The 22,572-nt window shown below is 66.6% G+C and carries 19 protein-coding genes, 1 tRNA gene and 1 pseudogene; 13 read left to right on the forward strand and 8 right to left on the reverse strand.

The genetic code is table 11. The features are described from left to right. Positions 1 to 102: 102 nt before the first annotated feature. The 4 genes from hisD to dcd all read right to left on the reverse strand — a co-directional run bounded on the left by hisD (position 103) and on the right by dcd (position 3,976). Positions 103 to 1,398, reverse strand: a complete 1,296-nt coding sequence (gene hisD / locus GSE44_RS07680) for a histidinol dehydrogenase (protein WP_159348192.1) — start codon at positions 1,396 to 1,398, stop codon at positions 103 to 105. Then, positions 1,395 to 2,090 carry an ATP phosphoribosyltransferase gene (gene hisG / locus GSE44_RS07685; protein WP_159348193.1) on the reverse strand — a complete coding sequence of 232 codons (696 nt, stop codon included), beginning with the start codon at positions 2,088 to 2,090 and terminating at the stop codon, positions 1,395 to 1,397. The genes hisD and hisG overlap by 4 nt, the downstream gene beginning before the upstream one ends. A gap of 61 nt (positions 2,091 to 2,151) precedes the next feature. Then, entirely contained in the window at positions 2,152 to 3,411 is a 1,260-nt protein-coding gene (gene murA / locus GSE44_RS07690) for a UDP-N-acetylglucosamine 1-carboxyvinyltransferase (RefSeq protein WP_159348194.1), read from the reverse strand. 10 nt (positions 3,412 to 3,421) lie between these two features. Beyond that, a complete protein-coding gene (dcd, locus tag GSE44_RS07695) occupies positions 3,422 to 3,976 on the reverse strand; it encodes a dCTP deaminase (RefSeq protein WP_159348195.1) in 555 nt (184 codons plus the stop codon). Between the two features lie 374 nt (positions 3,977 to 4,350). Between dcd and GSE44_RS07700 the strand changes: the two genes are divergently transcribed. After that, positions 4,351 to 4,425 (forward strand) — tRNA-Thr (locus GSE44_RS07700). Positions 4,426 to 4,503: 78 nt separating this feature from the next. On the opposite strand, the gene GSE44_RS07705 is transcribed toward GSE44_RS07700, so the two are convergent. From GSE44_RS07705 to GSE44_RS07715, 3 genes are read right to left on the reverse strand one after another with little or no spacing between them, the layout of a single operon-like run. Then, complete coding sequence (locus GSE44_RS07705; protein ID WP_201305973.1) at positions 4,504 to 6,033, reverse strand: SpoVR family protein; 1,530 nt, start codon at positions 6,031 to 6,033, stop codon at positions 4,504 to 4,506. A gap of 10 nt (positions 6,034 to 6,043) precedes the next feature. Next, positions 6,044 to 7,333, reverse strand: coding sequence for a YeaH/YhbH family protein (locus GSE44_RS07710; protein WP_159348196.1), 1,290 nt, complete (start codon positions 7,331 to 7,333; stop codon positions 6,044 to 6,046). A gap of 8 nt (positions 7,334 to 7,341) precedes the next feature. After that, the gene (locus GSE44_RS07715; protein ID WP_159348231.1) at positions 7,342 to 9,288 is read right to left on the reverse strand and encodes a PrkA family serine protein kinase; all 1,947 of its coding nucleotides are present in this window, start codon (positions 9,286 to 9,288) and stop codon (positions 7,342 to 7,344) included. 1,219 nt (positions 9,289 to 10,507) lie between these two features. Here GSE44_RS07715 and GSE44_RS07720 point away from each other — a divergent pair. From GSE44_RS07720 to GSE44_RS07740, 5 genes are all read left to right on the forward strand, one after another. Then, a complete protein-coding gene (locus tag GSE44_RS07720) occupies positions 10,508 to 10,861 on the forward strand; it encodes a hypothetical protein (RefSeq protein WP_159348197.1) in 354 nt (117 codons plus the stop codon). Between the two features lie 254 nt (positions 10,862 to 11,115). Next, complete coding sequence (locus GSE44_RS07725) at positions 11,116 to 11,472, forward strand: hypothetical protein (RefSeq protein ID WP_159348198.1); 357 nt, start codon at positions 11,116 to 11,118, stop codon at positions 11,470 to 11,472. After that, positions 11,469 to 11,885: a DUF4267 domain-containing protein gene (locus tag GSE44_RS07730; protein WP_201305974.1), complete on the forward strand. Its 417-nt coding sequence runs from the start codon at positions 11,469 to 11,471 to the stop codon at positions 11,883 to 11,885. The genes GSE44_RS07725 and GSE44_RS07730 overlap by 4 nt, the downstream gene beginning before the upstream one ends. Positions 11,886 to 12,269: 384 nt before the next feature. Continuing rightward, a complete protein-coding gene (locus GSE44_RS07735) occupies positions 12,270 to 12,458 on the forward strand; it encodes a hypothetical protein (RefSeq protein ID WP_159348199.1) in 189 nt (62 codons plus the stop codon). Positions 12,459 to 12,709: 251 nt separating this feature from the next. Further along, positions 12,710 to 13,390 (forward strand): alpha/beta fold hydrolase, encoded by a 681-nt coding sequence (locus GSE44_RS07740; RefSeq protein WP_159348200.1) that lies wholly within the window; start codon positions 12,710 to 12,712, stop codon positions 13,388 to 13,390. Between the two features lie 104 nt (positions 13,391 to 13,494). Here the strand turns inward: GSE44_RS07740 and GSE44_RS07745 are convergent, their stop codons facing one another. Next, a complete protein-coding gene (locus GSE44_RS07745) occupies positions 13,495 to 13,845 on the reverse strand; it encodes a hypothetical protein (RefSeq protein ID WP_159348201.1) in 351 nt (116 codons plus the stop codon). 290 nt (positions 13,846 to 14,135) lie between these two features. Here GSE44_RS07745 and GSE44_RS07750 point away from each other — a divergent pair, with 290 nt between their 5' ends. The 7 genes and pseudogenes from GSE44_RS07750 to hflX all read left to right on the forward strand — a co-directional run bounded on the left by GSE44_RS07750 (position 14,136) and on the right by hflX (position 22,341). Then, positions 14,136 to 14,900, forward strand: coding sequence for a Crp/Fnr family transcriptional regulator (locus tag GSE44_RS07750; protein ID WP_159348202.1), 765 nt, complete (start codon positions 14,136 to 14,138; stop codon positions 14,898 to 14,900). Positions 14,901 to 14,946: 46 nt separating this feature from the next. After that, positions 14,947 to 15,318: an AraC family ligand binding domain-containing protein gene (locus tag GSE44_RS07755; protein ID WP_159348203.1), complete on the forward strand. Its 372-nt coding sequence runs from the start codon at positions 14,947 to 14,949 to the stop codon at positions 15,316 to 15,318. Between the two features lie 269 nt (positions 15,319 to 15,587). Continuing rightward, positions 15,588 to 16,991: a sensor histidine kinase gene (locus tag GSE44_RS07760; RefSeq protein WP_159348204.1), complete on the forward strand. Its 1,404-nt coding sequence runs from the start codon at positions 15,588 to 15,590 to the stop codon at positions 16,989 to 16,991. Positions 16,992 to 17,183: 192 nt separating this feature from the next. Beyond that, positions 17,184 to 18,011: an alpha/beta fold hydrolase gene (locus GSE44_RS07765; protein ID WP_201305977.1), complete on the forward strand. Its 828-nt coding sequence runs from the start codon at positions 17,184 to 17,186 to the stop codon at positions 18,009 to 18,011. An 837-nt stretch (positions 18,012 to 18,848) separates the two neighbouring features. Further along, positions 18,849 to 19,253 (forward strand): annotated as a pseudogene (locus tag GSE44_RS07770) (transposase); the annotation flags it as partial. Between the two features lie 252 nt (positions 19,254 to 19,505). Continuing rightward, positions 19,506 to 20,873 (forward strand): hypothetical protein, encoded by a 1,368-nt coding sequence (locus GSE44_RS07775; protein ID WP_159348207.1) that lies wholly within the window; start codon positions 19,506 to 19,508, stop codon positions 20,871 to 20,873. A 112-nt stretch (positions 20,874 to 20,985) separates the two neighbouring features. Then, positions 20,986 to 22,341: a GTPase HflX gene (hflX, locus tag GSE44_RS07780; RefSeq protein WP_159348208.1), complete on the forward strand. Its 1,356-nt coding sequence runs from the start codon at positions 20,986 to 20,988 to the stop codon at positions 22,339 to 22,341. Positions 22,342 to 22,572 lie beyond the last annotated feature (231 nt).

The following is a 22,572-nucleotide window of genomic DNA, read 5'->3' on the forward strand; positions in this document are numbered from 1 at the left end:
AACATGATGCCCCGGGGCGTCCGGGTCAAGGAAACGGCCCATCTCCAGACGGAATGGCGGCCCGCGATGCGCGAAGGCCTCACGTTGCGTACCCAGGATGCCTTATGGAATCCCGATTCGCCCCGCGATGCTCCGCGCATGGGCCTCCAGGCCCTCGGCCCGTGCCAGGGCCACCGCGGCCGGTCCGGTAGCACGCAGCCCGGCTTCCTCGGCGGCGATCCAGGTGGTGCGCTTGAGGAAATCGAAGACCGAGAGCCCTGAAGCGAAGCGTGCCGTCCGCCCGGTGGGCAGGACGTGGTTCGGCCCGGCCACATAGTCGCCCAGCGCCTCCGGGCACCAGGGGCCAAGGAAGGCCGCGCCGGCATGGCGGATGCGGGCGAAGAGCCCGGCGGGATCGGCCACCATGATCTGCAGATGCTCCGGCGCCAGCCGGTCGGTCAGGGCCGCGCCTTCCGTCCAGTCCCGCACCAGGATCACGGCGCCATGACGGGCCCAGGATTCGCCGGCGATGGCGGCGCGGGGAAGGGTGGCCAGCGCCGCCTTCACGGCCACCGGCACCGCATCGGCCAGGGCGGCGTTGTCGGTGATGAGGATGGATTGCGCCGCCTCGTCGTGCTCGGCCTGCGCCATCAGGTCCATGGCCACGCGCTCCGGGTCCTGGTTTCCATCGGCCAGCACCACCACCTCGGAGGGGCCGGCGATGGAATCGATGCCCACCCGGCCGAAGACCTGCCGCTTGGCCTCCGCCACATAGGCGTTGCCGGGACCGGTGATCTTGTCCACCGGGGCGATGCTGTCCGTGCCCCAGGCCAGTGCCGCGACGGCCTGGGCGCCGCCGATGCGCCACACCTCGGTCACCCCGGCGCGCTGGGCGGCGGCCAGGACCAGCGGGTTCAGCTCCCCATCCGGGGTTGGTACCGCCACCGCCACGCGCGGCACGCCGGCCACACGGGCCGGGATGGCGTTCATCAGCACGGAGGAGGGATAGGCCGCCTTGCCGCCAGGCACATAGAGGCCCGCTGCATCCACGGCACCCCAGCGCATGCCGAGCGTCAGCCCGGCGGGGTCCGGCACGGTGATGTCCAAGGGCATCTGGGCACGGTGAAAGGCTTCGATCCGGGTCGCGGCTGTATCCAGCGCCGCCATCAGCTCAGGCGGGATCGAGGCGGTGGCGGCGGCGATCTCATCCGGCGTCACGCGAAGCGCGGCGGCGTCCCGGGGCTGCCAGCGGTCGAAGCGGGCGGTCAGTTCCAGCAGGGCGGCATCGCCCTCGGCGCGAACCCGGCCGATGATCTCCGCCACGGCCCCATCCACGCGCGAGGTCGTCTCGCGGGCCGTGTCCAGCAGGGCAAGGAAATCCGCCTCGAACCCGGCCTCGCCCGTATCCAGCCGCTTCACGCCGAAAGTGCCTCCCGGAAGCGGGCCAGCCAGTTGCCGATCAGCTCGGGCTCCGTCTTCAGCGCCGTGCGGTTGACGATGAGGCGGGAGGTAACCTGGGCGATCACCTCGCGCTCCACCAGCCCGTTGGCCTTCAGGGTGGAGCCGGTTTGCACCAGGTCCACGATCAGCCGGGACAGGCCGAGTGAAGGGGCCAACTCCATCGCGCCGTTCAGGTGGACGACTTCCGCCTGCACCCCGCGGGCGGCGAAGTGGCGCCGGGCGATGCCGGGATACTTGGTGGCCACCGTCACGCGCGACCAGCGACCGACCTCGTCGGCGACAGGATCATCGGCCGGCCCGGCCACGCTCACGCGGCACCGGCCGACGCCGAGGTCGAGCGGAGCGTAGATCTCGGGATAGTCGAATTCCATAAGCACATCGGCGCCGCAGATGCCGATCTGCGCGCCGCCATGGGCGACGAAGGTGGCCACGTCGAAGGGCCGCACCCGCACCACGTCGAGACCGGCATGGTTAGTCGGGAAGCGGAGATGACGACTGTCCTCGTCATGGAAGTCGCCGCCCGGCACCAGCCCGGCCGCGGCCAGGAGGGGCTGCACCTCCTTGAGGATACGGCCCTTAGGTAGCGCGAGGATGAGGTCAGTGGTCCCGGATGCGCCGGGAAGGAGGGGAGAAGTGATCGGGTGGTCCATGGGGGAGCCTAGCACCGTTCGAACGACGTTTCGAAGGGCACATCGATGAAGGATTCTTGAGCTATCCGGGAATACGCTCGATATCGGCGCCGACGGCGGCGAGTTTCGCCTCCAGCCGCTCGTAGCCGCGATCGAGATGATAGACCCGGTTGACGATCGTATCGCCGCCCGCCGCCAGCCCCGCCAGGATAAGGGAGACGGATGCGCGCAGGTCCGTCGCCATCACCGGCGCACCGGAAAGGCGCGAGACACCGCGCACGATAGCCGAGGAGCCATGCACGTTGATCCGGGCACCCATGCGGTTCATCTCGGGCACATGCATGAAGCGGTTCTCGAAGATCGTCTCGGTGATCATCGAGGCGCCGTCGGCCACCGCCATCAATGCCATGAACTGGGCCTGCATGTCGGTGGCAAAGCCCGGGAAGGGCTCCGTCATTACATCCACCCCGCGCAGGCCGGAGAGGCGCTTTACCAGCACCCCGTCCGGCGCCTCGTCCACCTCCACCCCGGCCTCGCGCAATACGCGAGCGACGGTGCCCAGATGCTCGAGCCGCGCGCCCTGCAGCAGCACCTCGCCGCCCGTGATGCCAGCGGCGCAGGCGAAGGTCCCGGCCTCGATCCGGTCCGGCACGATGGCGTGGGTGGCGCCATGCAGCGTCTTCACCCCCTCTACCCGCAGCCGGTCCGTGCCGATGCCCTCGATCTTCGCGCCCATGGCGATCAGGCAATGGGCCAGGTCGTCGATCTCGGGCTCTCGCGCTGCATTCACCAACTCGCTCATTCCGTCGGCCAGGGTCGCGGCCATCAGCAGGTTTTCGGTGGCGCCCACCGAGACCTGGGTGAAATAGACCTTGGCCCCCTTCAGCCCGCCGGAGGCCCGGGCTGTCATGTAGCCGGAGTCCAGCTCGATCTGGGCTCCCATCTGTTCCAGCCCTTTGAGGTGGAGGTCGACGGGCCGGGTGCCGATGGCACAGCCGCCTGGCAGCGACACCTTCGCCTCTCCGAAGCGGGCCAATAGCGGGCCGAGCACGAGCACGGAGGCCCGCATCTTCCGCACCAGGTCATAGGGCGCGACGAGGTTTGTCGCCGCCCCGGCCAGGGTCATGGTGCGGGCGCCCAGGTCATGCTCCACCGAGAGCCCGTGCTGCTCCAGCAGCCGGGCCATGGTGCGGGTGTCGTCCAGTGCCGGGGCGTTGGTCAGCACCAGCGGCCCATCGGTGAGCAGGGCGGCGGCCATCAGCGGCAGGGCGGCGTTCTTGGCGCCGCCGATGGGGATGGTGCCCTTGAGGGGGCGGCCGCCGCGGAGACGAATGCGATCCATGGCCTGTCTCCTAAAGCCGCGGCAGCGCGACACCGCGCTGGCGCATGTATTTCCCAGCCCGGTCCGCATAGGACACGTCCGGCGCGCTGTCCCCCTTGAGGAAGAGGAACTGGCAGATCCCCTCGTTCGCATAGATGCGGGCGGGAAGGGGGGTGGTGTTGCTGATCTCGATGGTCACCTGTCCCTCCCATTCGGGTTCGAGGGGCGTGACGTTCACGATCAGGCCGCAGCGCGCATAGGTCGACTTGCCGAGGCAGATCACCAGCACGTCCCGCGGGATCCGGAAGTATTCCACCGTGTGGGTGAGGACGAAGGAGTTCGGCGGGACGATGCAGGTCTCGCCGCTCCGGGTCACGAAGCCGTCCTCGGAGAACTTCTTCGGATCGACGATGGCATTGTCCACATTGGTGAAAATCTTGAACTCGCCGGCCGCCCGGGCGTCATAGCCGTAGCTGGACAGGCCATAGGAGATCACCCCCTCCCGCCGCTGAGCCTCGACGAAGGGCTCGATCATGCCTTTCTCCGTCGCCATGCGACGGATCCAGTGGTCGGGCATGATGGGCATGGTGGGGTCCCCCTGACGCGCCCCAAAGGGAGCGCCCGGCGGGATAGCCCCTGGGCCGCGGGGCGGCAACCGGGAGAGGGGCGGGCGCCTGTCTAGCCCTCCTTCCCCTTGTCTCCGGGCCCGTCGGCCGGGGGCGTGGATTGCGCGCGCTCCCGGGACTGGGTCTTGCGGCGCCTGAGGTTCTCTCGCAGCGCGGCAGCCAGGCGCTGCTCGCGCTCAGACGGCATGGGGCCGGGGGGCGGCGGGGCTGGGGGCTTGGGCGGGACTTCGGTCATGGCGGGGCAGGCATTCTGTGATCTTGCGGGAAGGTCAAGCACCAGGGTTGCGTGGGACGGGCACAGCCGCTAGGTAGCGCCTCGCCTGCGGGCCGGTACGCTGCCGTAGCTCAGTGGTAGAGCACTCCCTTGGTAAGGGAGAGGTCGAGAGTTCAATCCTCTCTGGCAGCACCATACCTTTGTCGAGTGAAGACAAAGAGATAGATCAGAGGCAGAGCCTCTGGCCAAGCAGCTGAGCGCGTGTGGTAAAACTCATCGATGCGCGGGCGCGCGCGCCGTGTGGGTGGCCAGCACCACTTCGGTCGCTGAATCGATCTCCTCCAGCTTGACCTCATAGCCCCAGAGCGCGGCGGCGTGAGCCAGGGTGGCCTGGGCGTCGCGTTCCGCCAGCAGCCGCCCGAGCCGTGTGCGGTGTTGAAGCATGAGGCGGCGATCACCGGCCAGATCGACATCGACCACCTGGATGTCAGGATCGCTTTCGGCGGGATCATAGGCCCGGGACAGGCTGCGCCGGATCTCCCGATAGCCTGCGTCGTCGTGGATGGCGTCCACAAGCAGGGTGGGGGCGGTGGTGTCGTCCAGCAGCCGGAACATGCGGAAGCGCCTCATCACCGCGGGGGAGAGGTACTGAAGGACAAAGCTTTCGTCCCGGAAATTCGCCCAGGCATGGCGCAGCGTTCCGGTCGGGTCGCCATTGCCGGCTATGTCGGGGAACCAGTTTCGGTCCTCCTCGGTCGGGTTCACGCAGACGCGCTCGATGTCGCTCATCATCGCGTAGCCGAGCGCGTATGGGTTGAAGCCGCCTGAGCCCGCCGGATGGTCGAAGCCGGGCTGGGTAATCACATTGGTTGTCGCGTGAAGAACCTCCAGGAAGGCGGCATCGTCGATCTGACCGGTTTCATGCAGCCGCGTCATGATTCTCTGGTGCACCCAGGTGGCGCAGCCCTCGTTCATCAGCTTCACCTGGGGCTGCGGATAGAAGTACTGGGAGATCAGCCGCACGATGCGGATCACCTCCCGCTCCCAGGGCTGCAGCCGCGGCGAGGCCTTCTCGATGAAGTAGAGTAGGTTCTCCTCGGGTAGACCAAGGAGACGGCGCCTCTCGCCGATATGGTCTGTGTCCAGGCTCGGCCGGGTGCCGGGGACTGTCCGCCAGAGGTCGTTGAACATGCGCTCGTCATGTTCGCGCCGCTCCCGCTCGCGCTTCTGGTCCGCCTTCAAGTTGAGTGGCCTGGCGCCGTCATGGCGGTGGACGCCGCTGGATGACAGGGCATGGGCGGCGTCCAGCACGCGCTCCACTGCAGAGGTGCCGTGCCGGTCCTCGCAGGCGGCGATGTAGGAACGCGCGAACTCCAGGTAGTCGAGGACCGCCGAAGCGTCCGTCCACTGGCGGAACAGGTGGTTGTTGCGGAAGAAGTGGTTGTGACCAAAGGCGGCATGGGCGATGACCAGCGCCTGCATCGTCGCCGTGTTCTCCTCCATCAGGTAGCTGATGCAGGGGTTCGAGTTGATCACGACCTCATAGGCTAGGCTGGAGAATCCCTGGCGATAGCTGGCCTCGTGCTGCAGGAAGCGCTTGCCGTAGGACCAGTGCCGGTAGGTGAGCGGCATGCCGTGAGCCGTGTAGACGTCCAGCATCTGCTCCGAGGTGATTATCTCGATCCGGTTCGGATAGACCTCCAGTTCCAGCTCATCCAAGGCGATACGCTCGATTGCGTCATAGCTCCGCCGAAGGATGCTGAAATCCCAGTTGGTGCCGCTGTAGAGCAGGGAGGATTGCATCAGAGCTCCATCAGCCCGCCGCCATCTTGCGCCCGAACAGGTCGCGGAACACGGGGAAGATATCGCGCCGGTCGGCCACGCGCCGCATGGCGAGGCGTGGTGCCCGCTCCGATAGGAGCTTGTAGCCACGCCAGAGGTCCGTCTCGCCGTGAATCACCGCCCCCGAGGCCGCCACCTCGATATAGGCGAAGTGCTGGACGACAGGCAGGATGTCCTTCTCCAAAATGGACACCGCGTGCTGCGTGTCGGTGCTGTAGTTGTCCCCGTCCGAAGCCTGGGCGGCGTAGATGTTCCAGGAGTCCTGCGGATAGCGCTCGCGCTGGATGCGGACCAGCTCGGCCAGAGCCGTCGAGACCACGGTGCCGCCCGTGCGAGGGTCGGTGAAGAAGGTCTGTTCATCGACCTCCTCCGCCGTTTCGGTATGCCGGATGAAGACCAACTCTACCCGCTTGTAGCGACGTTCCAGGAAGACGTGCAGCAGCAGGAAGAACCGCTTGGCCAAATCCTTCATGTGCTCGGACATCGAGCCGGACACGTCCATCAGGCAGAAGACGGCGGCCCGCGCCGAAGGCTTTGGGCTCGCGGCGTAGCGCCGATAGCGCAGGTCCACCGGGTCGATCCATGGCACCCGTGCCAGCCGGCGCTGGATGAGAGCCAGTTCGGCGCGCAACTCGGCCAGGCGTTCGGGCTGGTCGCCGCTCTCCTCCAGCGCGGTGATCTCGGCCTCCAGAGCCAGCACCTCTGCCGATTTCGGTCGGCGGAGACCGATCCGGCGCGCCATCGAGAGTCGCATGGTCCGCGCCATGTCGATCTGTGAGGGGGCACCATCGGCGCTGATGCCTGTGCGCACGGGCACCACCGTTTCCGTTGCGAGAATCTGGTTCTTCGTCAGATCCGGCAGCTCAAGGTCCTCGAAGAACAGGTCAAGGAACTCGTCGCGGGTAAGGACGAAGCGGAAGGCGTCCTCTCCCTCGCCGCCGTCCTGCCCGGCGCCGCTACCGTCGCCACCGCCCGCCTTGCCGCCAGGAGGGCGCGGGATCTTGTCGCCCACCGAGAACTCGCGGTTACCCGAAAGCACGAATTCCCGCTTCCCCGAGGTGAAGACCTTGTGAAAGCTCGGTTCGTGCAGCGAATCAGCGGGGATGACGACGGCCTGGTCATGCCCGACCTCTCGCAGCGTGCCCTTGTCGATCGCTGCCCGAGCCGCCTGTTTCAGCGCAGCGCGCGCACGGGCGAGGACGCGCTGGCGGTTCTCCAGGTTCTTGCCGTGCGGGTTGGGGCGGCGGTCGATGATGTCCAAGGCGGGGCTCAGGCGGATTGTTTGACGCGCATGTACCACTCGACCAGCCGGCGTACCTGCCGTTCGGTGTAGCCGCGCGCCACCATGCGGGCGACGAACTCATCGTGCTTCTTCGCCGTCTCCGTGTCCTTCTTGGAACCGAAGCTGATGACCGGCAGAAGGTCCTCGACCTGGCTGAACATGCGCCTCTCGATGACGTCGCGCACCTTCTCGTAGCTGGTCCATGACGGGTTGCGGCCACCATTTGCGGCGCGCACGCGGAGTGCGAACTTAACAACTTCGTTCCGGAAGTCCTTGGGGTTGGCGATTCCCGCCGGCTTCTCGATCTTTGTCAGCTCGGCGTTCAGTAGCTCCCTGTCCAGCATCTGCCCGGTGTCGGGATCCTTGAAGTCCTGGTCCTCGATCCAGGCATCGGCATAATCCAGATAGCGGTCGAACAGGTTCTGGCCGTAGTCGCCATAGCTCTCGAGATAGGCCTTCTGGATCTCGTTGCCGATGAACTCGGCGTAACGCGACGCGAGCTCACTTTTGATCGTCGTGAGATAGGCCGTCTCGGTCTCAGCCGGGAATTGCTCGCGCCGGATCGCCTGCTCCAGCACATACATCAGGTGTACAGGATCTGCCGCCACCTCGCTGGAGGAATGGTTGAAAGTGGCCGACAGTACCTTGAACGCGAAGCGGGTGGAGATGCCATCCATGCCCTCATCCACGCCCGCGGCATCGCGGTATTCCTGCATGGTCCGGACCTTGGGGTCCGTCTCGCGGATATTCTCGCCGTCATAAACCCGCATCTTCGCGAAGGGGCGCGAATTGGCATGCGGCTTCAGCCGGGAGAGCACGGCGAAGCGGGCCAGCATCTCCAGTGTGTGAGGCGCACAGGGCGCGTTGGCCAGGGCGGAGCCGCTGATCAGCTTCTTGTAGATCAGCGCTTCCTCGGTGACCCGAAGGCAGTACGGAACCTTGACGACGCTGACCCGGTCCAGGAAAGCCTCGTTGGTCCTGTTGTTCCGGAAGCTCTGCCACTCCGCCTCGTTCGAATGTGCGAGGATGATGCCCTGGAAAGGAATGGCGCCGATATTCTCAGTGCCGATGTAATTTCCTTCCTGCGTCGCCGTCAGCAGCGGGTGCAGCATCTTGATCGGCGCCTTGAACATCTCCACGAATTCGAGGAGGCCCTGATTGGCGCGGTTCAGCCCGCCCGAGAAGCCGTAGGCGTCGGGATCGTTCTGGCTGAAGTTCTCGAGTTTGCGGATGTCCACCTTGCCGACCAGGGCAGAGATGTCCTGGTTGTTGTCATCGCCTGGCTCGGTCTTGGCAACTGCGATCTGCTTGCGGCGGGAGGGGAAGATTCGGACCACGCGGAAGCTCTCGATATCGCCATCGGAGTCCTCCAGCCGCTTGAGGGCCCAGGGGCTGGCGATGCCGGTCAGAACCCGGCGCGGGACGTGGTAACGCTCCTGCAGCAGGTCCCCCATCGTGTCCGGGTCGAACAGTCCGAGCGGACTTTCGAAGACAGGGCTGATCTCGTCGCCGTGCTTCAGTACATAAATCGGCTCGCGCTCCATCAGCGCCTTCAGCCGCTCACCGAGGGAGGATTTGCCGCCCCCCACCGGGCCGAGCAGGTAGAGAATCTGTTTGCGCTCCTCCAGCCCCTGTGCAGCGTGGCGGAAGAAGGCGACGATCCGCTCGATCGTCTCCTCCATCCCGTGGAAGTCGGAGAAGGCGGGATAGATCCGGACGGTGCGATTCATGAAGATCCGGCCCAGGCGTGGGTCGCGGGATGTATCAACTTCCTCCGGCTCACCGATGGCCCGAAGCATGCGCTCCGCGGGGCTGGCATAGCATTGCGGGTCGTCCCGGCAGGCATGGAGATACTCAGAGAGGCTCATCTCCACGGCCCGCGTGCGGTCACGCATGCTGGCATGTAACGAGAAGATGTCGTCCGAACCACCCATCACCACATTCTCCGTGCGTAGCCCATCGGTGACAAAGCCCGAATTCTTGCCCGTTGCTCTACTTCGTTTACTGGTGCGAGTTCTACGGCTTCAGTCTTATGTCTCTGCTTCTCCATTTCCTGCCTCTGCGGTTTGCATCAGCCGGTGCCAGTGAATTCTAGCGCAATATCCCGCCACCTTCACTAAAAAGCTGCGGGCAAAAGCGTCTAAGCTGGCGCAGGCAGATGACCGCAGGCGGCGCTTATGAGGAGGACGATTCCTGGTGCAACTGGTTGCAAGCTTTACGCCGGCACCTTGCTCGCTGCCACACAAAGTCGCCACCGGCCTGGCAGGGAAGGTCTGATAAGTCATTAAAGAAGCTGAGAAAATCCGGAAGGCGCGCCCTTTTTGATCCCCTCAGGCGGCCTCAAATTTTTTAGGTGCTGAGACTCGGTGCCGAGGTGCCGCGGGGGCAGCAGGCTCGTACCGCCAGCGCCCGCCGGCCCGGATGCCCGAGGTCGTGGCCATGGCGGTGCCAGGCACAGCCCGAGGGATGCAAGGGTGGGCTCCGGGGGATGCCGCTGAGGGTGCCTAGGGAGGTGGAGAAGCGGCCGATGCCGGTCGTGGCGGTAGAGGGAGGGTGACTTCCATGCGCGCATTGTGGAAGCCTGGACGGCAGCTTGATGGTCTGCCCGGAGAGGTTTGCACGATGCACTATGTTGCCGCTGCCGCGTTTTTATCCCTAGGCTGCCTCGCATCATGCTCCGGTCCACCCACCGGAGGTGTGGATGCGCGCAGCGAGGTCTCCCACGACAGCATCGTTCGCAGCTACACAGATGCAGTTCTGGAGGGCATGGCCCGTGCCCGCGCGGAGCGGCTGAGAGAGGCGGCCAGCCTTCGAGGTTCGAGCTGAGAGCGTCGGCCTGTCCCATTCTCCCCTCGACGCCATCGGGCATTGCCGGACGGCGCGACCACAGCATGGGCTATCGGGGATGACCAAGGAGGTACGGGTATCCCGTGATGCCCGGGTGCTTCGGCGGGCATGGCCGCCTAGCCAACCCCGAACTTGACGGCGATGCGAGCGGATTTGGGAGCTTCGGCTCCGCCGCATCCGTGCCCAGGGCGTAGGCGTTCTCCGGGTGCCTTCCTCTGGCTCCCAGGACGACCGCCGATGCACCGCGCCTCCCACCTTGCAGCCGCGCTCCTCCTTCCTCTCCTGGTTGCGGGCTGCGGAGCCAGCGTGACCGAAGAAGCCTTCGATCAGCGCGTAGGAACCTATGTGGGACGTTCCGAAGCCGATCTCGTGAGCGGCCTGGGTCTACCCAGCCGCACCTATGACGAGCCCGGTGGCCGGCGGCTTCTTCAGTATGACTTTGTCAGCCCGGCACCTGGGCCGTCCGTCGTGCCGATGCTGGGCTTCGGGTTCGGGAGCTTCGGCGGAGGTGTCGGCATCGGCACCGGTCTGGGCTTCGGGTTCGGTGGTTACGGCCGGGCCGCCCTGGTGGATTGCTCCGTGGTTTTCGAGCTCCGTGAGGGGCGCGTTTTGTCCTTCAACCGAAGTGGGGAAAACTGCACTGCGCCTGTTTCGGGGTGACCAGGCAGCGAGGCTCCTCGCGCTCCTGCAGCAGAGCCGTCGGCTTGGCAGGCGAGGGCCTGCATCTAGAAGTTGAGCTGCCCCCGGCTTCAGACCGCACTGGCGGGGAGGCCCCCGAGTGCAGCGAGGGACCACGAAGGCGCACTGTGTTTTGGCCCAGCTACAATGAGGGACGGTGCAGGCTTCACACGCTCTGGATGACGGGAAGCCGGATGGCTGTGAGGACGTTGCCTCAAGGGACCGGAGGCATCGCCATGATCCCCACGCGCATCCATGCCGCAATCGACTGGGCCGCAGTCGGAGGCGTCGAGATGATGGGGCATTGCCGCCTGTTCAGCCCGCGCGTCCGAAAGTTGTTCAGGGCCAGCGCACGGGCGCACGCCGCCTATGCCGCCGTAACGAACTATGAGCTGGGCCTGGGGCCGCTGCCCATGCGGATGCACCTGGCGATGGACGCGGTGATCGGAACCGGGTTGATTGGCGCCGGGCTGATCCTGCGCGAGGAACCTGCACCGGTCCGGGCGCTGCTGATCGGCATGGGGCTGACCGAGCTGGCGTTAGTCTCCCTCACCGATCCGGTGCCGGACCATCGGAGGACGCGCCACGCGTGACACGCCCCACCGTTCCCCATGAGGTGCTGCGCGGCCCGGGCGCCTGGGTGGTTGTGGCGCTGGCTGCGGTGTTCCTGCTGATTGGTGTGCTGTTCATCGCGTCCCCAAGGACGGGCGCGGGCGTGTTTGGCATCCCTGCCGAGGAGGCGGGAGGGCTTGCCTATGTGCGGGCGCTGGCGCTGCGTGACCTGGCCCTCGGGCTCTATCTTCTCGGGCTGCTGTGCTTCTCCTCCCGCCGGGCTATCGGCATCGTGCTGGCCGCCACGGTGGTCATTCCAGTCGGGGACATGCTGCTGATCCTCGGCCGCGAGGGAATGAAGTCTCCGGGACATCTTCTGCTTCATGGATTCAGCGGTGCCTGCGTCGCCATGGTCGCGCTGTGGCTGCTGCGGCCGGCGAGCCCGGCAGAGTAGGGCGCTCCACGGCAGCAGATATCCCCGCCACAATTCCTGCTTCGTGATGCTGCTCTCGGAAGCGCCGTGGGAGCCATCTGCGGCTCTGATCTGGCGTCTGGAAGGCGTGGGCTCAGGTGCAGAAGATCACCTCAACGACAGGTTCTCCTGTGGTGCAGCAGGGGAGGCGGGTTCACTGCCTCCAGCACCATCCTTCCCCCTGACTTCTCCGCGACGGCGTCTGCTTCCCCGCCCGCCGGGACCCTTCCGTTCGACCAGGGGGCAGCGCAGGCCCGGCCCAGTGAAAGTCGCTCGCCACACCGGCGTTGCGCCTGCACGCTTTTGTTGCGGGCACGAAAATACGACCTACCATGAGCCACCCCATAGCCAAGCGGATTGGCAGTCATGAGCGATGCCCCCCTGCATCTCTGGGAGAAGATCGAGTTGATCATTCCCGATGGAAGCCCGCCGAGCGCCATCTTCCGCCGCCTGCGAGTGGCCGGCGGCTGGATTTATCGGCACACCTATAATGAAGGGGTGGCTCTATGCTTTGTGCCCGACCAGCCTAGCGTGGTGCCTCAACCCCCGCCGTGAAGGGTGGGGCTTATCTTCGGCAGGCTGGCTGATCCCATCCATCTTCCAGGGAAAACCGCCGCACGGGGCCGGATCGCCATTCGTCCGGCATCCGCCTCGGTCGCCCCGCCGCTCCGATGGGAGAATACCTCGAAGCGGTAGCCCTGCGGCCATTCCACGAGGCGGATGAGGCCGATGCCGTGGGGCGATTGCGCTGGGACCGCTGCGACTCCTAGCCTCGCGCCGCCAGCAGCACAGGGAAAGATCACCGTATGGCCACCTATCTCATCTGCCACGGTGCCTGGTCTGCCGGCTGGGCCTGGGGGAAGATGCGCCCGCTGCTCCGGGCTGCGGGCCATGAGGTCTTCACCCCGACCTATACCGGCCTCGGCGAGCGTGCCCATCTCGCCCACCCCATGGTAGACCTCGAGACCCACATCCAGGACATCCTGGGCGTGATCGACTGCGAGGAGCTGCACGACCTCATCCTCCTGGGACACAGCTATGGCGGCATGGTGGCCACTGGCGTTGCCGACCGGGTGCCGGAGCGGATCCGCCATCTCATCTATGTCGATGCCTTCGTGCCTGCCGATGGCCAGTCGCTCAACGATCTCACCGGTCGTCCGCCTGCGGCACCCGTTGAAGGCTGGCTCCTTCCGCCCAATCCCTCGCCGCCGGACACTGCGCCCGAGGACATCGCCTGGATCACGCCCCGCCGCCGCCACCAGCCCGCGCGCTGCTTCAGCCAGAAGCTGCGCCTGGCCCAGGCGATGCCGTCTTTCCCCCGCAGCTACATCCACTGCACCCGGAAGACAGGCGCCGACAACTTCCAGCAATTCGCCGACCGATTCCGCAGCGACCCTGCTTGGCGCTTCCATGCCATGGACGCCAGCCACAGTCCCAACGTCACCGCGCCGGAGGCGCTGGCGGCGCTCCTGCTCCCCATCGCCTGAACTGCCCCGGCCCCAAGGGCGGGCCGCGGTGCAGACAGAGGCGTGTGCGCCACAAGACGCCAGAGGTGAACGCGTCCAGCACATGTCACGCTGGCCCGTAGTGCTTACCGGATAACCGGCGGGGCGAGGGGCGGGCTGCCGTTCTTCGGGCCAGGACGGCACCCAGGCTGAGAGGGCGCGGTGGTGACCGGCGCCTGCCCGGCTCGCCGCAGAACCGCCGCCCGGGTTGGCAGGGCTGCGCCCCGTTCCACCTCCCGGAGCCGTGCTCCCGGTTCGAGGAGAGCGGAGGAGCGGGCGATCGCATCCCTGGAGCGGGCGATCAACTCGGCACTGAGTGACAGCGTGACATGGGCGCTCTCCAACCGGTCCTGCACCCGCCCCAGCATGGCAAGAAGCTCATCCCGCAAGGTTTCGATGGCATGCACATCGGCCGCCGCGAACCGGTTCCGCTCCATCGCCCTGCGACTTTCATGGCTGGGAGCGGGACTTTGTCCGTCATGCGCGGAAGGTTCACATGGGAGTTGGCGTTCCATCCCCCACGCATGTCGGGATTTCAGCAAAACTCGACTTAAATGGATCAGTCGCCGGTAAGATTTCTGCGGCCATGTGGGACCGGGGTCCGGACCGGCCGCGCAGCCTGCGCCCCCGCAGCACCGGAATTTGGCAGGTAAACCAAGCCTAGCCATCGGTGTTGCACTGCGTGCAGGCCGACCAAAGGCTCATGACAGCAAGGACGGAGTGCGCCGTGGACAACCCTATGATCAAGCGGATGGAGCAGTACATGCCCCTTCCCGAAGAGGACCGGCGGCTGCTGAATGAACTCACTTCCGATCGGCAGCGGCACTATGCGGCCCGCGAGGACATTATCCGGGAGGGTGAGCACTCGCCCGACATCCACATCGTCCTCTCCGGCCTCGCGTGCCGCTACAAGCTCCTGGAGAACGGCAACCGGCAGATCATGGCCTTCCTCGTGCCGGGCGATCCCTGCGACGCGGAGATCTTCATCCTCAAGCACATGGATCACAGCATCGCCACCTTGGCGCCGAGCCTGGTCGCCTCGATTTCCGGCAGCAAGATGAAGGATATGCTCCTCAATCGGCCCGGCATCGCCCTGGCCTTCTGGTGGAGCACCCTGCAGGACGAAGGCATCCTGCGCGAGCGCATCATCGACGAAGGCCGGCGCGATGCGTATTCGCGCATTGCCTACATGATCTACGAAGTTCTTATCCGCATGCGCGCGGTCGGCATCATCGATGACCAGAAGTTCGAGTTCCCGATCACCCAGACCGATCTGGCGGATGCCACCGGCCTCACGCCCGTGCATGTGAACCGCATGTTGCAGCGGATGCGCGACGAAGGGCTGATCTCTACTGAGGGCAAGGTCTGGACGGTGCTCGATCCCGCCGGGCTGCGGAACGCCGCCAGGTTCGACGCCAGCTACCTGCATCTCGACCGGGCAGCCGATGATCCCGAGAGCGAGGCCGGAAAGCGCCTCAAGGGCCTGATCTGACGCAACCCTCCGGCACCGCCGCAATGCCTGATGGGAAAGGCCCATAATGCCCGCCATGCCGAATGAGCCGGTCAACCTCACCGACGCTGCGGACGGCATGCCCTGGTCCGAGGTGGACCAGGCGCTGCAGATCCGCGTGCATTCCGCCGGCGCCATCCTCGAGATCCATGGCCTGGGCCAGGCCGGGCAGGGGCATCAGAATGACGGGCGCGCCGACATGATTTACGTCATCGTATCCGGCTATGGCGTGCTCCGATGCGGGGATACCGCCCTGGAATGCACCATGGGCGACGTGCTCTTCGTGCCTCGCGGCCACCCGCATGGCTTTGAACAGCAGGACGGCGAGATCAGGATCTGGAGGATTTCGCTCGCCGCGCAGGATCAGGATCAGCCTGCCCAGCGTGCTGACCACGGGTAAGGCATACCGCCGCCGGAGGCGCCGCACGCCAACAGGCACCGCTGCGGCGCCAGGGCGATGCGGCTTTGAAACGATTCCGTACCAGGGTCAGCCCGATCATCTGACCGAACCTAACCTATGATGTTTGGAGAACGCCCCGGAAGGTACAGGTCTGTGGTGGGTCAGAGGCCATCGGCGGGAACCGTCGGTGCTCCGGCGCCGGCGCTCCGGCTGGGCGCCTCGCGGCTGCGCCCTCGGACTCGATATCGTCCCATCGCAAGGGGGGGACCATGGCGCCAGGCAAGGACACCCGGCAGGCATCGGCTGCCCCCAATAACCCCGCCGAGCCTACCATCGGTGCACCGGTCAATGGTGCCCGGCTTAATGCCGTCCATCGAGACGGCCCCCGGATCAACGGCGCTCAGCCGCAAGGGCGGGGCGAGTTGGCGGCCGAGAACCGGGCTCTCCGGGATGAGGCCAGGATCCGGAGCGTCATCGGAGATGAGCTGCAACGGAAGCTCGTTGATGCGGAGGGAAAGCTCTCCGCACGGGAGGCGGAGCTGGGCAGCGTCGGTGAGGAACTGCGCCTGTCGCTCGCGGAGGCCGGCCTTCTGGCCGAGAGCCTGGGGGCGGTGAATGCCGCGCTCGTCCGGGCGAATCTGGAGCTCGAGCGCCGGGTGGCGGAGCGGACAGCGGAGCTGGAAGCGTCCGATGACGCGCGGCGCCGGGATGCTGAGCATCTGCAGCTCATCGTCGAGAGCGCAACCGAATACGCGATCTTCACCCTCGATCTAGAGGGGCGCGTCACCACCTGGAATCCCGGCGCGCGCCGTATCCTCGGCTATGAGGACAGCGGAATCCTCGGACGGTCCGGCAGCATCCTGTTCACGCCTGAGGACCGCGCCGAGAGGCAGCCCGAGAACGAGATGAGCCGGGCGGTGGAAGAGGGCCGCGCGGAGGATGTGCGCTGGCATCTGCGGGCTGACGGCTCCCGCTTCTGGGCCGTCGGAATGCTGATGCCGCTGCGGAGCCGGGCGGGGGAGCTGCAGGGCTTCCTGAAGATCCTGCGCGACCACACGGAGCGCCGCCGCGAGGAGGAGCGCCGGTCCCTGCTGATCCAGGAGTTGGCGCACCGGGTCAAGAACACGCTCGCCGCGGTGCAGGCGATTTCGGCGCAGACGCTGCGTCAGGCCGATGTGCCCGACACGCTGCAGAACGACCTCGCCGAGCGGCTCAAGGCGCTGGCGCGCGCGCATGACGTATTGGTGCGGAATGGCTGGGAAGGCGCCTCACTGCGCGAAGTGGTCGACCGGGCGCTTGAGCCACATGGCGCGGAAGGCGGCCGCTTCTCTGCGGTAGGGCCACCCGTCCGGCTCCTGGCGCAGATGACGGTCACCCTCAACCTCGCCTTGCACGAGCTGACGACGAATGCCGTGAAATACGGCGCACTCTCCGTAGCTGGCGGCCAAGTTGAGGTAGCTTGGTGGCTGGAGCAGCGGTCCCCCGGCGCGGTGCCCGCCGTGGTGATCACATGGCGCGAACGCGGAGGGCCGCCGGTGCGCCCGCCGGAGCGCCGGGGCTTCGGTTCGCGGATGCTGGAGCGCGCCTTGCCCTATCAATCCGGCGGCGAGGTCACGCTCGACTTCGCGCCGGAGGGGGTGGAGTGCCGGATACGACTGCCGCTCGCGCAGTGACGGAGGGGCCCGTTCTATGAAGCTTGGCGGGGATCATGGCCCGCACGCCGAAGACTGAGGCAACCGGCTGCGCCAGGATCGTGTAGGCGCCGGCTTCGCTTTGCCCCTCCCGCAACCGCCATCGCGGCGACAACCCCGCAGCCGGCGAGCCAGACCTCCCGCAATGAAGCCCACAATGAAGGACGCATGACGATGAGCACCATCACCACCACCGACGGCACCCAGATCTACTACAAGGATTGGGGCACGGGTCAGCCGATGGTCTTTCATCACGGATGGCCGCTCAGCGGCGACGATTGGGACGCCCAGATGCTGTTCTTCCGGTCGAAAGGCTATCGCGTCATTGCCCATGACCGCCGCGGCCATGGACGTTCGAGCCAGACCGACACGGGCAACGAGATGGACACCTACGCGGCGGATGTGGCCGCAATGGTCGCGCATCTGGACCTGCGGAATGCCATTCATATCGGCCATTCGACGGGCGGCGGCGAGGTGGCCCGCTATGTCGCGCGCCATGGCGGGAACGGCCGCGTCTCCAAGGCCGTTCTGATCGGCGCCGTTCCCCCGGTGATGGTCCAGTCCGAGCGCAATCCCGGTGGCCTCCCGCTGGAGGTCTTCGACGGCTTCCGGGCCGCCCTCGCCGCCAACCGGGCGCAGTTCTACCGCGACGTCCCGGCCGGCCCCTTCTACGGCTTCAACCGCCCGGGTGTGCAGACCATTCCGGGCGTGGTGGATAATTGGTGGTGCCAGGGCATGGCCGGCGGTGCGAAGCCCCACTACGACTGCATCAAGGCTTTCTCGGAGACCGACTTCACCGAGGATCTCCGCCGCATCGAGGTGCCGGTGCTGGTGATGCATGGCGAGGACGACCAGATCGTGCCCATCGCGAACTCGGCACCGCTGTCGGCCAAGCTGCTGCGGAACGCCACGCTGAAGACCTATCCCGGCTTCCCGCACGGCATGGCCACGACGCATGCCGATGTCATCAATGCGGACCTGCTCGCCTTCATCCAGGGCTGAAGCGCGAGGCGGGCGGCCACCCTCACGGGCGGGTCGCTCGCTGCAGGCGGACGAACTGGTTTCCGGCAGGCTTGTGGTGGATGCGGGCGTCGCGGCCTCGCGCTCGCGGGGCGTAGGAGGAGCCTCGGATCAGCCTGTCATGAGAATGCCCCCCCGTAGCCACGCCAGCGATGCGTCCCATGCCCAAATTGGGCTTGCATAACATTTTCGTGATGTGCAAAAGTGGCGCATTCTCGCAATTGGGTAAAGTCAGGAATGGCTGTGGCGTGCAGAGCGAAAGAAGCCGGAATGCCTACACGTCGCAGTTCCAGAGATGAGGGCGTGTCTGCTGCCCGTGATCTGGCGTTTTACGCCTCGCAGCACAGTCTTCACGATGCCGACGTATTGCTCGAAGAGTTCCTGGCGGTGCTCCTGGCCCGCAATAGTGCGCCAATGTTCCGGCCCGTTCTGCGTCAGAGGCGCGGTAACAGTGAACTTGCTGCTGCAAGGGGCTAGGCCGGTAGGCGCGCGGCTCATCGAGCCTGCTTGAAGTACTGCCCGGACGTTTTGTTCGCATGTGTAGCGATGCGCCGACTCTATTTTTGAAAGCGCGGCCCAGTCGGCCTGATGTTTCTGCGCGTCGTACTATCCGCCCCGGCCCCCGCTACCCAAGAGGCCGATATCCACTTGCCGGCGACCTCCACCTCCGCCGTGGTGTCGGCCACTCATGCGATGCTCACCCGTCGGCCGGTGCTCCCCTCGCGAGTGGTCGCGATGCCTTGTGCTACCCAACAGGCCGATATCCACTTGAGGACGACGGCAGTCTCCGCCGCGTCGGCATGACCTTGAAAAAGAGCGGCGCACGCCAGCGAGCAGGACAGGCCCGACGTCATGGCCAAGCGCCGCGCCTGGTTCAACGCCCATCCTGACCTCGACCCTGAGCGTCTGGCCTTCATCGACGAGACCAGTGCCTCGACCAAGATGGCCCGCCTGCGCGGGCAGGCCAAACGCGGTCAGCGCTGCCGTGCTCCGGTTCCGCACGGCCACTGGAAGACCACCACCTTTACCGGTGTCCTGCGGCTGTCGGGCATGACCGCACCCATGGTGCTCGACGGGCCCATGAGACGAGCCGCCTTTGCGGCCTACATCAACCAGGTGCTGGAGCCAACACGCCGGCCCGGTGATATCGTCATCGCAGCCTCGACGGCCTATGGCGCACCGTCGGGACCGCACTCTCCCCAAGTCACACCAGCTCAAGAAGCTCCAGCACTCGTCCCGGTCCAAGCAGCTCCTCAGCTTCCTGGACAGCCCCCGTAAGGCCGGAAAGCGACCGGAGCTGAGCGCCCCTGGCCTTCCCGTCTCACGCCTCATGAGAACGGGACCCGCCGGAAACCGCCGCAGGAGGCGTAGCGACGGGGTTATCCAGAGGGCTCCGCAGGTGGCGCGCACCGTTCCACGCAATTGAGGGTGGGGGCGCCGGGAGGCATAACCCGGCCTGATTCCAGGAAGCCCACCATGACGCATGAGAGAGATCAGAGGGACAAGATCGTCCAAGCGGCCGTGGAACTGGCGCGTGACGTCGCGGGGGATCTCGAGTCCGTGCTCCTCACGCACTACGCCGACCCCGAGACGCTCGACACGCTGCGACCAGGCGAGACCGACATCGGGACCGCACGGGCAGTGAACGCGGCCGTTGCCGCTGAGATGATCGACCGGGGGACCGAGGTTTTCGTGCAGCGAGCGGACAGGGCGGCCTTCCGGCGCTGGATGCAGGGGCGGGAGAACACGCCGGAGAACCGTCGCGCCTGGATCGACCGCGGCCGTCTACTCAGGGGCAACGCAGCCCTCAGGCTGCTCGGCCTCGCACCAACCGCTTCGCCTCCCCCGAGGCCGCAGTTCGACAAGTCACCCGGTCCCATCGCGGACCGGCTGCTCGCCGCCTTCGTCGCGGGGGAGGGCGAGGAGGTGGACGCCCTCGCCCAGGATCTCCTGTCCGCAAGACGGGACGATGTCCTCGATCTCGCCATCCGGAAGGCGGCCGAGCGCCATGGGGACCAGAACGCCGACGAACTTGCCGGGGCGTTGCTCGCGGCGGCCGAAGGCGGTGCGGTCGGGCCTTCGGGATGGGCCGAGCTGGTCGCCCTCCCCGTGGCCCTTCCCCAGGGGACGCCGCCGGACGCGGTGTCCATCGGGGAGGGGCTGGTCGCATCCGGGGCGCTGGATGACATGCTCGAGCTCCGCTTCCTGCCGCACTGGCGCTCACCGGAGACCCTTGCGGGCCTCTCGCCTGGCGCACTCCGGCGCGTCCTCCTGGATCTGGTCGCCGCTATCGAGCCCCGCGAACTGCCGCCGGGCGACACGGACGAGCTGGCGAGGGGCGGCTTCGGCGTGCTGGTCGGCCTGCAGATCGACTGGGGCATTCCGGTCTGGGACGACATCGCCGCGGAGGGCGGGCTTCCGCTCTCCACCTCCGACGACGAGGCTGACCCGACGCCGGAGGAGGCCCGCGCTGCCGCCCTGTTCGACAGGTGGCGCGGATTGGTCTTCGAGGCGAGCGGGGGCTGCGTGCCGCTGGGGCTGGTCCCGCCCTCTGAAGTGGATGCCGAGATCGCGGACTTCCTCGACGAGGCCGGCGCCCAGACCCGCGGCATCGACGAGATCGTGGAGTTCATCGCCAAGGCCAGGCATAGGGCGGAGGGTGACGAGGTCGTCTGCCGCGCAGAGGTCGTCGGCGACGGGCTGGAGTTGTCGTTCTACACCGAGCAGGGCCGCTTCCTCGACAGCCTGAGCCTGCCAGCGGACCGGATGCCAGCCAAGGCCGTGGAGATGCCCAGGCTCATCGGGGCCTTCGTGCGGCTGGTCAAGGACGCACCAGGCCGCTAGCCGCCTCGGATGTGATGGGCAGGTCGCCCAGGCCGCGACACAGCTGGTGAGCCCGGTCCGACCGGGCGGATGCGGTTCCGAGCTTCGGCCCGAGCCATGCTATACTGCTGTCATGGAGACCAAGCCCCCCATCCCACTCGCTGTTCTTGTCGGCATTCAAACCCCGGAGGTCGACGACGTCGCGCATCAGGCCAGCCTTGAGGAGTTAGGGCGTCTGGTGAAGACGCTGGGCTATGAGGTGGTGGGCACGGTGTCGCAGCGGCGAGAGGGCACCGGCGCCGGGTCGCTTCTGGGAAGCGGCAAGCTGGCGGAACTGGCGGCGCTCACGGGCGGCACCGGCGTGGCCGGCTCAATGGCACCGCCCCCGAAATCCAAGGCACGCCAGCGTTTCGAGGATGCGGCGGAGCCGACGCCCAAGGCGGAGCCGGATGGAGACGCGGTCCGCAAGCCCGAGTTCGTGATCGTCGACCACGAGCTCTCACCCAGCCAGATCCGCAACCTGGAGCGAGCCACTGGCGCCCAGGTGCTCGACCGCACCGGCGTGATCGTCGAGATCTTCCATCGCCACGCCAACACCCGCGAGGCGAAGTTGCAGGTGGAAATGGCGCGCCTAAAATACGTCGCACCGCGCCTGCGGGAGTCCACGGGCGGTGGCGGGCGGCAGCAGGGGCCGGGCGCGGGCGAAAGCACCCTCGACCTTGACCGGCGCAAGATCCGCGACCGTCTCGCGGAGTTGAAGGACCAGCTGGAAGCGGTGCAGCGCGACAGCGACCATCGCCGCTCCGCCCGGCGGGACCAGCTGCGGGTGGCGCTGGTTGGCTACACCAATGCGGGTAAGTCCTCCCTGATGCGGGCGCTCACCGGCAGCCAGGTGCTGGTGGAGGACAAGCTGTTCGCCACCCTGGACACCACGGTCCGCATCCTGCAGCCGGAGACCCGGCCCCGCGTGCTCGTCTCCGACACGGTCGGCTTCATCAAGCAGCTGCCGCACGACTTGGTCGCGTCGTTCCGCTCCACCCTGACGGAAGCGCTGGAAGCCTCGTTGTTGCTGTTCGTGGTTGACGCGTCGGACCCAACCTACGAGGCGCAGCTGGAGGTGAGCCGCAGCGTGCTGCGGGAGATCGGGGCGGATGTGGTGCCGTCCCGCTTGGTACTGAACAAGATGGACCGTGTCGACGCCGCCCGCCGGGCCGCGCTGATTGAGAAGCATCCGGACGCGATCCTGCTCTCCGCCCACGCACCCGAGGATGTGAGCGCGCTGCGAGACACTATCATCGCGTTCTTCGAGGCGGAGATGGTGGAGGATGTGCTGGTGCTGCCCTATGCGAAACAAGGCTTGATCGGCGAGGTGTATGAAAGCGCGCGCGTCTTGTCCGAGGAGTATGACGAGACCGGCCGGGTGCTGAAGGTGCGCGGCCTGCCCGGCGCTATCACGCGGCTGCGGCGGAGCCTCGCCGCGAACTCGTGAAGGTCTGGCTACTCCTCAGGCCCACGCTGTTGCGGATCTGATGTTGGCCGACAGCCGCATGGCCGCTTTCGAGGCGAAGATGCTGAGAAGCGGACATCGGCGCCTAGCATTACAGTTGCGTCTTTCCTCGATCTCTGAATCCATGGGTGATCATGGTTCAGGGGACGTGGATGAGGGGCGCTTCGATTGAGACGGTGCTGGAGCTCTGGGCATCGTCATTGCGCGAGACCA

Source organism: Muricoccus harenae (assembly GCF_009848505.1).
Lineage (GTDB): Bacteria > Pseudomonadota > Alphaproteobacteria > Acetobacterales > Acetobacteraceae > Roseomonas > Roseomonas harenae.